Below are 12,280 nucleotides of genomic sequence, written 5' to 3' on the forward strand. Positions count from 1 at the left end.
GCCCATTAAGGTCCTTCTTTCTAATGGAATGTTGAGGTAACACCATTAAAGACCTTGATGGGTTTTTCTGTCCACTTAAATGTTCAACTTAAATTTTACAATCTGCCATTATCTAAATTAAACTGTTCTGTTCCAAAGGAAACTATAAAGCAACGCGTTCACATCATCATTATGATGCAGTCTACTATGAGAAGCCTGATGACCCTTCATTTCTTGCTCCTGATATGATTTAGCACGGGGTTGAACTAGATACTTCATTGACTGAGCAGACTGAATTGTTAAATCACCATCAGTACCATTCCCCTTATTGCCATAAATATTCAGCACCTCAGCTGATTTGGGATAAGTCTTTCGCAACGCTTCTAAGTAGCGATATTGTTTTGTTACGTTATTCAACGGCTTCCCATCGGATGCTACTCGGTCATTATTCTTATTATTGTCTGCCATGACTAATCCATTAAAATGACCTGCAATGGCAACCTGCTTATTTAAGATTGGCAATTGGTGATCATTATTATATTCCCGGAGATAATACATAATTGCCATATTACCCATTGAGTGACCTACTAAATTAATTCGTTGAAAACGGTAATGGTTCTGGAGCATAACAATTACGTTTCGGGCCCACTTGCCGTCAACCTTATAATTACCATTTCGAGGGTTATCAAAATTAACCTCCACTACTGGATTTTTACTATTGGCCTTAATTTTCCCAGTTAATTTCACGCTGCCATTGGGACGCACATTCGCACGAATGACAGCATTTTTACTAGTAATTCCTTCTTTGACAGCACCATTAACCATGTATTCTTCTGCATGATAGCTGCTACCATATCCATGAAAGAAAAAGGTCGGAGTACCGATTGCAGGCCGGTGACTCTCTGGTTGATAATCAATTGTTTTTGCAAATAAATGGCCACTGTAATAGCCAAGTCCTAGCCCAGCTACTACAACTACTAACAATATCCATTGCCATATTTTTTTCATTTTAATCCTCCTGTGGACCATGCATCCGGTGAAGTGAATGTTTCAAAATAAATGGCGCTAAAATCGTAGCTAAGACAATCACTGTAATCACGTCAGAATAATATTTTTCTGATAACAGGTGCGATTGAAAACCAATCTGTGCCGTGATTAACGACATTTCACCTCTGGCAATCATCCCACTACCGATAATGTAACTGCTGTTCCAGTCAAAGCCCGTTAATTTTGCTCCGCCACCACAGCCAAGCAACTTCGTCAAGCAGGCCAAGATGGTCATTAAAATGATGAACCATAATGAGTCTAAGAAATGATCAAACCGCATGCTTAAGCCGACATTAACGAAAAAGACTGGGATAAACAGGGCGTAGCCAATTGGTACGAAGCTCCGGTTGATGGTTTCTCTTTTTTGCGTGTTTGCAATTGCAATCCCAGCGAAGAACGATCCAACCGCTCCACTCAGGTGAACAGCATCAGCCAGTGCAGCCATACCTAGACACAGAATCATAGCAATCACACTTGGTGCTGCCGTGGTTAGCAGATCGTTGCTGACTTCCATTAAGTATGGTGCCAACCACCGTACTAACAAGTAGGTTCCACCAAAGAAAACGATTTGTAAGAGAATAACTAATGGCAGGCTCATCTGTTGGCCACCGCCCTTACCATTCATCATACTAATTAAGATACTCAGTAAGAACACTCCACCAATATCATCCGCAACCGCTGCTCCTAAAATCGTGGCGCCTTCTTTACTACCTAGTTGGTTGTAGTCACGTAAAACCGCAACAGATATACTAACTGAAGTGGCTGAGAAAATCACCCCGATAAAGAGCGACTCAAACCACTGCATTCCATAAAGGTCTGAAGCAATCCCCATCACAATGATTGGCAGGGCCATCCCCATAAACGCCACCACAATTGCCGGTTTTAAGTACTTCTTTAGTAAACTTAAGTCACTTTCCAGCCCAGCAATAAACATGAGGATAATTACCCCAATTTCTTGGAACTCGTTAATCATGTGGGTTTGACTAATCCACCCTAGCACTGCGGGTCCCAGCACAATTCCGACAATAATTTGTCCAATCACATCCGGGATTCCAACGCGCATACTAAAATGTGAAACAATTTGCGTTACTAATAATATAATGACCAGCGTTGCAATAAACTCCATTAGTTTCCTCCATCTCACTTTGATTAATTATTACTTTTTACATTATAAACTTCCAAAAAAGAAATATGTATACGTTTTGAAAATAATGAAAGTGCCCACAAATTGTTAGATTCATCCAGCAAATTGGGGCACTCGCACGTTTTCTGATTGCAAATTAAAATAATAAAAGATAAGCCACCAATCGGATTCGAACCGATGACCTCATCCTTACCATGGATGTGCTCTACCTATCTGAGCTATGGTGGCACCTCCAGTATAACTGAAATTACTTTTTTTCGGCAAGCTCATGACTCAACATAAAAAGGATGTGAAAGCAAAGTCACCAACGACTTCTTTCACATCCCTTATCGTAATTTAATTAAAAACTGAATGCTTAGCAACTGATTGTTGAGCTACTACCGGAATTTTAACACTTGGCATTCCCTTAATTGGAGCTACCTTTAAACTACCAACAGTCTGTCCTTTTTTGATTGGCGCACGTAACTTGTGACCACCAATTGTTCTTAAATTGCTTTTCAGAACGATCTCACCATTGACTTGCTTAAGATTGGTTCCCTTAGGCAACCACAGTGCAACTGGCTGTTTCATCCCAATTTTAACGGTTGATTGCTTACTATGAGCAACCTTCACTTTGGAACTAACACCCTTTACATTGTTTAGCTGCTTGATGTTAACTGGCTGATAAGCCCCTTGAACTGCTTCCAACATTTTATTAGTGGCATTGAATTGTTTACTAAAGTCCTTAATATCAGTACCCAAAACAACAGTAATTAAGCGCCGATTATTAAAGACTCCAGTACCAACAAAACAGTTTCCTGCTTTATCTGTAGATCCCGTCTTCAAGCCATCCATAGTTCCGTTTTTAGGAGCGGCACCATTATTAGGAAGCATTGCATTAATATTTTTCATGTTATAGCTTTGCTTGTCAGAAACCTTAAACTCAACATTATTTTCTTTTGTAATATTCAAAGCATCAGGATATGTGTTGACCAGGTAACGTGCAATTAATGCCATGTCTTTAGCTGAAAAGGCGTTTTCTGCCTTCTTACTAACCCCTTTAATCCCGTTTTCACCTAATTCACCGTTTGAAAGGCCAATCATATTGTAAATTTTAGCATCAGTGACTCCCGCTTTTTTGGCAACGGCATGCATCTTTTTATTAAATGCCTGGGTGCTACCAGCGTCCGCTAGTGCTAACGCCTCTGCGCTACCATCCGCGGAAACGATCATCATAGATTCACACAGTGACCGGACCGTGTAACTGTGTCCCTGCTTCAATTCCACGTTCGAAAAGTGCCAATCCGTGGACGTTTTAGCGACGTGATGATTAATTTTAATCTTCTGATCCCACTTCAATTTGCCATTGGCAACGTCCTGCTCAATTACTGCCAAAGTTAAAATCTTCGTGCAGGAAGCAACAGCACGTAATTGATTAGCATTCTTCTGATACAGGATTTGCCCTGTTTGTGCATCCATCGTAATGGCTGCCTGCGCATCCACACCATCATCTGCATGTGCGACTGCCGTCAGGCATCCACTCAAACTCATTGCCACTGTTAAAACTACCAACAATAGATAGCCCAGTTTTTGCATCAACTTCTTCATTAATTATTCTCCTCTTTACTTATGCGATTGCATATTCATCGGTCTCGGCATTGGTTGGGATTGCCTTGCTCGGAACTCTTTAATTGATTCTGTTCTAATCTTCTCTGCCTGCTTTTTTAATTCAGTATCATTGCCTGGAGCATAGACATTAAAGTCACCAACAATATGGATGGCGGTTAATTCAAGCTCGTTTGGTACTAAGAAATCATTTTTCAGAAGGCTAACTAGATATTTAACAACATCATTGAGGTTTTCCATTGCCCCAAAGTTTTCTTCATTACCTTCCATCTCAGCAGTTTTTTCAATGTTCCAGCGGTAATATTCGTTAAATTGATCTACAATGTGTTGCATCTTGTGACGCAATTCACGCCGAAACTGTGGTACCCCGCGCATATCTTCAGAAATGTACTTATTTTTAGCCACAAATTCTAAATTGAAACCATTTTGTACCGCTGCACGATTCTTTTGATCTGTTTGCTTTTCAATTTGCGGGCTAATATGAAACTGAATTAGTCGTGCGTTCATTCTATTTTTCACCTCATTATTAATAAATACAACAACTCTGCACCAATCCACCAACCGTATGCTAACAGCACTGCACCGATCACATCAGATGGATAATGAGCATGCAAAGTTAGGCGACTGACAATTACCAGTAGCCAAATTAGCAAAATAACAATATGTCCCCAATGGTTAATAAATAGCATCTGGAACATCAGCGCCATGACGGTGATTCCCAAAGTATGACCACTCGGAAAACTATAACTTGGTCTAGCTTGTGTAAAGGTTCCTGGTCGTGTTCTTTTAACAGTGTATTTAATCATAATTCCCAGTACGTCGACCGTTCCCAAAGTGATTAATACGAACAACGACCGTGCTCGCTGTCCTTGAAACATTAACCAGGCTGCTAATAGGAAATCCCAAAGTACTAATAATTTAGGATCAAACAAGTTGGCAATCAGTTGCCAGCCCCACCCATTGTGAAGCCTTAACCACCTTTTTTGAACTGTTAATTCCCAATTATTAAACCGTTGGGAACGGCTAATTAACCAGTACAAGATTACAAAAAGCAGCACGCTAATCACCAGTTGACTAACCCACCAAACGTTTAGTTGCGGATGAATGATTGCCACCACCTTTACAATAACTCTACTAGTGTAACAAATAATTATTACAACAGGTATACAAAGCACTATTTTTTATGGTATTTTATATCCATTAACAAATGATGAAAGGATGATTAAAATGATTCCCAGAATCGCCATTTCAGCTGACACTTTTACTGAGGCCACCAGCGTCATTAATGAACGAGATGCCTCTTTTGCACCCCGTCCGATTATTGAAGCACTTGTAAAGTCCCATGCTCTACCGGTGATTATTCCAAGTATTCCGCCAGAATTAGTTTCTAATTACGTTGATTTATTTGACGGAATTATCTTTGCCGGGGGTGAAGATATCGATCCAACCTTCTATGGAGAAGAGCCCCACCCGGGTTTAGGGATGACTTACCGTAAGCGTGATCTTGCTGAAATCCAATTACTCAAAGAAGCTGTAAAGGCTGGTAAAGCTATTATGGGGATCTGTCGAGGAATGCAACTGATTAACATTGGCCTTGGTGGTACAGTTTATCAAGATATTACAGAGAATCCTGTAGCGAAGATCAAGCACTCTCAATTAGCACCTGGAAACCTCCCTACTCACCATGTCAATACAGTTGCAGATAGTCGCATCCGCAATTTAGCTGGTGAAAGAGCATATGTTAATTCACGCCACCACCAAACACTTCATAATGTGGCACCTGGTTTAAAGGTTACGGCTACTGCTGATGATCAAGTTATCGAAGCGGTTGAATCTGTGAACAGCAACCAGATTTTAGCCGTTCAGTGGCATCCAGAAAACATGTATAAGCATGATGAAGTGGCACAAAACCTTTTCCATGACCTAGTTCAAAGAGCTGGTCAAGTTGCACAAAAGAATAATTAAGCTTAACAAACGAGGCAGCAGTCTAATTCGACCGCTGCCTCGTTTATTATTGTCAATTATTTAAGGTTGGTTAATGCTTCTTTTAATTCCGCAGTTGAGTAAATTTTGCCACCTTCAAAGCCATGGAATGGGTGAAGGTTCTCAAGAGCGGCCTCTTGGTAACGCTTAGCACGTTGCAGTGCATACTTAGTTAATGAACCGTCTTCAACGTAGTTTAATAGTTGTGCACTCGGTGTTAATAATGGGTTTAAAATCCGATCCTCTAGTTCATCTAAGATTTCAGTATATTCAGGGCCTAATTGAATTTGGTTAGCATATTGTGATAACCGCTTGATTAATGCTAACGCAGTTGATTGGTATTGCGTAACTTCCCGTGGATCTTCCTCAGCTACGACTCGGTTACACTCATCGGCCTGCTTCAACACTTCATCAACCTCGCTAATAGTCATTGCGGGATGCATAATGAAGTAACTAGCTAATAAGCGAATAAAACGCAAAGTCACTGTTTTGACACCCACTGCAGTTGTCGGGTCCAAATCCAACATCCGTAATTCGACATACTGAATGCCCTCTTTTTGAAGTTTCTTTAGTTCAGAATTCCCCTTAAAACGAACTGGCCCATGGAATTCATAGTCTGAGGTTAGGATGCCTTCTTTAACCCCTTCTTCAATTCGTGCTACATAACGATCCAGATCAGTAAAGTCTCCCCGGAATTTGGTACCAAAACCGTATGAACTTTGGCGCATACTTCTCATCGGATGCTTCACATGTTGTTGCGGTGTTAAATAATTTGCTTCTGCTAACGGACTAGCACCAAACAGATAGGTTAATAGCCAGCGATAGCGCACAAATCCCTGAGCTACAACGGTATACAGGTAATTCTTAGCATCCCGTTCGGTTGGGAATCTGTCAGGTTGGTTAGCTTGGACTAATTTAACAATGTAAGGCTTGATACTTAAATTAATGTGCACCCCACAAGGTGTTCCGGCTGCATAACCATGACGCTTGGCCCACTCTTTCAAATAGGCTTCTTTTTTAGGACCCATTTTAGCCAAGACTAACTTTGTCTTATCCTTTGGTAATCGTGGTGGCATGGAAAGCGGCCACAATAATTCCCCCGGTGCCAAAGCATTACGTAATGTGGTATTAAGTGCATATAAGTAGTGCATTGCCTCCAGTGCATAATCGGCCGCTGGTGTAACCGTCTCTGACATCACTTCCAAAAAATCATTGGTCATCCAGGGATTAGTTTTTTCATCACCAATACTGGAAGGATAAGGTTCCTGACTCAAATTACCCTGACTATCAATTCGGTCCATCTCAATCTCAATGCCCATCGTAAAGTCTGCCGTTTGGGCCACTGCCTCATTTTGATAGATTAATTTACCAACTTGACTAAACATTTGCTCACCTGCTTTATTAGGAAATTTTAATTTTTCTAATTATACTATAATTTATTTTGAAAGCAAACAAAAAAGCGTCACCGTAGCGACGCTTTTGAAAATCTGCTCTTTACCAGTAATTGACAAGGTGTGAAGTAGGATAAGTAGTAATGTCATTACTGGTTAAGTAGATTGTGACTTTTGGATTATAGTAATTGAATTCCGGCTGCAGCACATTTCTTTTGCATGTCTTCAGGCCAGATACTTGCTTGAACCTCACCGACATGAGCCTTGCCGAGAAGCAGCATACATAACCGAGATTGACCAATCCCACCACCAATGGTGTATGGGAGTTTGCCTTCCAATAATTGCTTATGGAATGGCAATTGTTCACGATCAGTAGCCCCAGCTTGTTCAAGTTGGTACTTCATTGATTCTGGGCTAACCCGAATTCCCATACTAGAGATTTCGAGTTTCTTTTGTAATGGTTCATACCAAAAAATGATGTCACCGTTCAGCGCCCAATCATCGTAGTCTGGTGCCCGACCATCGTGTGGCTTGCCAGAACGCTTCAACTTATCACCAATTTTCATTACAAAGACACAACCTAATTCCTTAGCAATTTTGTCTTCCCGTTCCATTGGTGTTAAGTCTGGCCACCGATCTTCCAGTTCCTGGGTGGTTACAAAGTGAATTTCATCTGGTAAATGGTAAACGGCTTGTGGGAACTTATACCAAACCTCATGTTCCATGTGTTTGATCACTTTAAAGATCTTTTTAACAGTCGCCTTTAAAGTTTCTTCAGTCCGTTCATCCTTACCAATAATCTTTTCCCAGTCCCATTGGTCAACGTAAATTGAATGGAAGTTGTCTAAGTCTTCATCTTTACGAATGGCGTTCATGTTGGTGTACAGTCCTTCATGCATACCGAAACCATAACGCTTCAATGCCATCCGCTTCCATTTAGCAAGTGAATGAACAACTTCGATGGTCTCACCAGGTAATGCTTTCATTTCAAAGAAAACTGGGGTTTCTACACCGTTTAAGTTGTCGTTTAACCCCGTGCTCTTTTTAACAAACATTGGTGCAGACATCCGCTGTAAGTTCAATTCCTTACCAAATTCATCTTGGAAAGTTTCACGAATGTAACGAATAGCTGCTTCTGTTTCACGAATTGACAAACGTGGATCGTAATCCTTAGGAATAATTAATTCTGTCATATTGATGCACTCCTTAATATTGCTGACTTGGAACGCAAATAAAAAGCCTTCCGTCCCTGCAATCATGGGACGAAAGGCTTTTTTCCGCGGTGCCACCCAAGTTATCTAGTCTAATGACTAGGTCACTCAATAAGAGTACTAACATACTCTGCCAGCGGTAACGTGCTGGAAACGACTAAGCCTACTTTGAAGACCATTTGGGTTAGCAACTTGGAAAGGGTTTTTCAATATCACAGGGTCGGTGAAGTTCTCACTATCCTTCACTCACTATACGAATGAAAATATTTACTCGTCTTTCTAATCGTTTTTTAATTGATTTGTTAGATATTATAATAAACCTTTTTTTAAAAGGCAAGCCCTTTAGAAAAATTTTTTAAAACACCTTGCCAGAGTAAGGTTTAAAGACAACATCATGAAAATCAAAATCAGCTACTTCACTCATCTTGATAATTTGAGTATTCCCACACCCAACCATCAAGTTTAATGGAATACTCATTTCGTCATCAGGAACTACCACCACATTTGGCTTGTGCAGTGCATATAGCACTCCTTGTTCATATGCTTGCCCAACATCGGGTTTGCTTGGCATGAAGAAGCCAATCCCCATATCATTGCCATACATAGCATGCATATCCATTTGATAGGTGTTTTGTTGCCACGTAAGATCATCCATCACTTCTGGATGTTCATTAACATTAATATCATTAAACTGGTGACTTAATGGGTGGTGACTATATTTTAATGAGACCGTCTTGTTTTGACCCAATGCGGTTAGTCCTTCTTCCATAAATTTAATTTCTTCAGGACTAAACCAGGAACACTGGATATAAGCTCTTACCGGTGCAATCTCATTGTTTTCAGTAATATCAACGTATTCCTTTCCTGCTAACTTAACTGTTGTTTCCATGCTCTTGCCTCCATCATATAATTTGAAATTTTATTTTATCATAATGACCATTCAATGTGGCCCCGTTGAATTAAAAAAAGTTCCTGCAACTATTTGAGTCCCAGAAACTTTTGCAAATAGATAATTCTTCTTAGGCAACTAATAACGCATTCCTTCATAATGCCGACTAACGTACCAAATCAGAAGGATGGACAATACACCAAAAATAGCACCTACATTACCGACGTTCCTTAATGAAGCAAAACGTACTGTTTCGGCCGCTGCTAAAGAACCAAGTGAAATTCCAATATTAGCAAAAATTGAGTTTAAGGAAGAAGCTAAATCAAGCGATTGCGGATAATTCTTTTCGGCAATATCCAAGAACATTAATTGTGTTGAGGCACCATAACTGGCAAATGTGATACAAAGAACTGCTACAATCACGATTGCTAACCACTTAAATTGGAACGCTGGTGCAAGTCCCAACAACAGAATGGTCATTACAATATAAACTCCTGGAAGACGGTGAACACCGCCATTATCAGCTAAAAAGCCCCCAAACTTGTTACCAACAATAAAGAAGATTCCCATTGTAAAAAGTAACCAGTTTAACCAAGTATCGTCGAAGCCCATTAAGTTCGTAATGATCGGGCGAACGTAAGTATAAAATGTATAATCTGAGGCACAAACTGTAATTACAAATAGTGAGCCAACTAGCACGCGGCGATCCTTAAATAGTGAGAATTGATCACTGAGGTGACCCACAACCTGTGGAGTATTGTGTGGTACTAGCCAAACCAGCAAGGCAAACACCACAATGGTTAACACCGTAATCATCCAGAAACTATCATGCCACGTTAACCGTTGGCTAATGACTGTTCCTAAAGGTACCCCAATAACGGAAGCAATACTAAAACCAGCAAATACCCATGACACTAAACTAGCCCGTTTTTCTCGTGGTGCCACATAGCTAGCCAAAACCAAAACGATGGAGATGATGGCCCCTGCCACTGTTGCTGTTAACATCCGCGATAACAACAAGGAGACGTAGTTAGTAGCCATTGCCGTCCAAGTATTACCAATAAAGAACACCACCATTAGGGTTAGTAACACATGGTGTCGTTTCCAACGATTAGCAACAGAAGTAATCACTGGTGTAAAGATTGCATAAATCAGAGCAAACATGGTTACTAGATATCCCAGTGACGATAGCGAACTGTGATACTCCTTTGCAATATCCGGTAGCACACCGACAATCATGTATTCGTTGCAGCCTAACATAAAGGCCACAAAGACAAATAAAACAGCTTGTAAACGATATTTCGACATGTTGCACACTCGTCTGTCGATTTTTCGACCCTGACGTCCTTTCTACTAAAATTTGCACTCATACCATTGTACGAAAATTGCTAAAGTAAATCTAGCAAAACAAACTTAAATTCTGAATCATGGTAAAATATCTTTAATATCAAGCAGGAGGTTTTCACCATGGAAATCAAAATTACTGACGCTGCTAGCAAGTGGCTGATTTCTGAATTAAATTTACAAGATGGGGATGGCGTTAAATTTTTTGCCGCTTCCGATAAAATTCCGGCTGAACACGGCCCTAAACAGGGATATGCTAAAGACAACCATCCTGACCGCCCAATTTATTCCATTCAAAAGGATGGTATTAATTATCATATCAATTTTGATGATGACTGGTTCTTCTCCAACCTCGTCACTACCATTGATTACGACGATAAAGGTGGTCTCACCTTCTCATTTGCTGGTGGACCAGATACAGTTGCGGGAGCCTCAATTAATTACGAGAAATATTTGATGTAAATTAAATTCGCCCTTGACTTTCTCATTATTTTCTAATATTATTGTCAAAAATAATATTTAACCTTTATGAGATAAGTATCCGGAGTACTGGTTGTTCAGCGAGCCGCGTTGATGGGAAGCGGTCTTCCATCCCGAAGAAAATGGTCTCGTTGTTTGAGTAGTTGGTGAATAATCAGCCAATTACGGGAACGCCCGTTACAGCGTAAGAGTATCCAATTTTGGGCACTCAATGAGGAGGTTGCTGTGAAGCAACCTTAAAGTACGGGTGGTAACACGTTACAATTACAAAAACGTCCTGGAAATTGCATTAGCAGTTTCCAGGATTTTTTATTAGGAGGAATTCATATGACAACATCACTTCAACAATACATTTTGCAACACTGGCACGATTTCGATGACCTTTTACGTTTTAAAACGATCGCTGCCCAAAATATTGGTATTCAAGAAACTAGCGATTGGATTGTTAACCAATTTAAACAGCTTGGTGCTGATCGGGTAGAAAAATGGCAGGATCAAGGTGGTAATCCAGTTATTTTTGCTAATTTCACTGGTCATAATGACAAGACAGTACTCTTTTATAATCACTATGACACTCAACCTGCAGAACCACTTGATCAGTGGGATACCAAGCCTTTTGAACCAACCGTTAAGGATGATGTTTTATACGCCCGCGGTGCTGATGATGATAAGGGAGAACTCATTTTTCGCTTAACCCTTCTTAAATATTATCGAGAACATGGTGGTTTACCGCTCAACATTAAATTTTATGTTGAAGGTGAAGAAGAAATCGGGAGCAGTCACGTTGTTAAATATACCAACGCACATAAAAGTGATCTTCAAGCGGATGCAGTAATTTGGGAAGGTGGTGCCAAAAACGCTCAAGGACAAATTGCCATTACCGGGGGTCTTCGGGGCATCTCATGCGTAGAACTCTCCGTGGCTACCGCCAATGCTGACCTTCATTCTTCTAAAGCTTCCTATGCAGAATCAGCGCCATGGCGTTTAACAAAGGCCCTTGCTTCTCTTCGTGATGACACTACTGGTCGCATCTTAATTGACGGCATTTATGATGATGTTGATGAATTATCATCCACAGAACAAGAATTGATTGCTAACCTGAATTTTGATCCTGAAAAGGTTGCAAAAGCTGAAGGCCTCACTCGTCCGCTCTTAACTAAAACACCAAAGCGTGATCTCTCTAATGAACCGGCGATTAACATCGAAG

The 12,280-nt window shown here is 40.4% G+C and carries 12 protein-coding genes, 1 tRNA gene and 1 other annotated feature; of the genes, 3 read left to right on the plus strand and 10 right to left on the minus strand.

Going from position 1 to position 12,280, the window contains the following annotated elements; translation table 11 throughout:
- Positions 1 to 117: 117 nt before the first annotated feature.
- From H5975_RS05500 to H5975_RS09090, 6 genes are all read right to left on the minus strand, one after another.
- Positions 118 to 987, minus strand: coding sequence for an alpha/beta hydrolase (locus H5975_RS05500; RefSeq protein WP_204785210.1), 870 nt, complete (start codon positions 985 to 987; stop codon positions 118 to 120).
- 1 nt (position 988) lies between these two features.
- Positions 989 to 2,152, minus strand: a complete 1,164-nt coding sequence (locus H5975_RS05505) for a cation:proton antiporter (RefSeq protein ID WP_204785211.1) — start codon at positions 2,150 to 2,152, stop codon at positions 989 to 991.
- Positions 2,153 to 2,324: 172 nt separating this feature from the next.
- Positions 2,325 to 2,398, minus strand: a tRNA-Thr gene (locus H5975_RS05510).
- Between the two features lie 108 nt (positions 2,399 to 2,506).
- The gene (locus tag H5975_RS05515; RefSeq protein WP_204785212.1) at positions 2,507 to 3,757 is read right to left on the minus strand and encodes a D-alanyl-D-alanine carboxypeptidase family protein; all 1,251 of its coding nucleotides are present in this window, start codon (positions 3,755 to 3,757) and stop codon (positions 2,507 to 2,509) included.
- Between the two features lie 15 nt (positions 3,758 to 3,772).
- Positions 3,773 to 4,282, minus strand: a complete 510-nt coding sequence (locus H5975_RS05520) for a hypothetical protein (protein ID WP_204785213.1) — start codon at positions 4,280 to 4,282, stop codon at positions 3,773 to 3,775.
- An 8-nt stretch (positions 4,283 to 4,290) separates the two neighbouring features.
- Positions 4,291 to 4,893, minus strand: a complete 603-nt coding sequence (locus H5975_RS09090; RefSeq protein ID WP_204785214.1) for a phosphatase PAP2 family protein — start codon at positions 4,891 to 4,893, stop codon at positions 4,291 to 4,293.
- A 109-nt stretch (positions 4,894 to 5,002) separates the two neighbouring features.
- On the opposite strand from H5975_RS09090, the gene H5975_RS05530 reads away from it, so the two are divergent.
- Positions 5,003 to 5,740, plus strand: a complete 738-nt coding sequence (locus tag H5975_RS05530) for a gamma-glutamyl-gamma-aminobutyrate hydrolase family protein (protein ID WP_204785215.1) — start codon at positions 5,003 to 5,005, stop codon at positions 5,738 to 5,740.
- Between the two features lie 56 nt (positions 5,741 to 5,796).
- Here the strand turns inward: H5975_RS05530 and H5975_RS05535 are convergent, their stop codons facing one another.
- The 4 genes from H5975_RS05535 to H5975_RS05550 form a co-directional block, all read right to left on the minus strand.
- Positions 5,797 to 7,143 (minus strand): glutamate--cysteine ligase, encoded by a 1,347-nt coding sequence (locus tag H5975_RS05535; protein WP_204785216.1) that lies wholly within the window; start codon positions 7,141 to 7,143, stop codon positions 5,797 to 5,799.
- Positions 7,144 to 7,328: 185 nt separating this feature from the next.
- A complete protein-coding gene (gene asnA, locus H5975_RS05540; RefSeq protein ID WP_204785217.1) occupies positions 7,329 to 8,342 on the minus strand; it encodes an aspartate--ammonia ligase in 1,014 nt (337 codons plus the stop codon).
- A 62-nt stretch (positions 8,343 to 8,404) separates the two neighbouring features.
- Positions 8,405 to 8,653, minus strand: a binding site (T-box leader).
- A gap of 62 nt (positions 8,654 to 8,715) precedes the next feature.
- On the minus strand, positions 8,716 to 9,249 hold the full coding sequence (locus H5975_RS05545; RefSeq protein WP_178661654.1) for a nucleoside 2-deoxyribosyltransferase: 534 nt from the start codon (positions 9,247 to 9,249) through the stop codon (positions 8,716 to 8,718).
- 138 nt (positions 9,250 to 9,387) lie between these two features.
- Positions 9,388 to 10,557 carry an MFS transporter gene (locus H5975_RS05550; protein ID WP_204785218.1) on the minus strand — a complete coding sequence of 390 codons (1,170 nt, stop codon included), beginning with the start codon at positions 10,555 to 10,557 and terminating at the stop codon, positions 9,388 to 9,390.
- 159 nt (positions 10,558 to 10,716) lie between these two features.
- Here H5975_RS05550 and H5975_RS05555 point away from each other — a divergent pair, with 159 nt between their 5' ends.
- Both H5975_RS05555 and H5975_RS05560 read left to right on the plus strand, forming a co-directional pair.
- A complete protein-coding gene (locus H5975_RS05555) occupies positions 10,717 to 11,055 on the plus strand; it encodes a HesB/YadR/YfhF family protein (RefSeq protein ID WP_204785219.1) in 339 nt (112 codons plus the stop codon).
- Between the two features lie 345 nt (positions 11,056 to 11,400).
- Positions 11,401 to 12,280 (plus strand): M20/M25/M40 family metallo-hydrolase (locus H5975_RS05560; protein ID WP_204785220.1); only part of this gene is annotated, 880 nt, incomplete at its 3' end.

Source organism: Limosilactobacillus coleohominis (genome assembly GCF_016901675.1).
GTDB classification, from domain to species: domain Bacteria; phylum Bacillota; class Bacilli; order Lactobacillales; family Lactobacillaceae; genus Limosilactobacillus; species Limosilactobacillus intestinavium.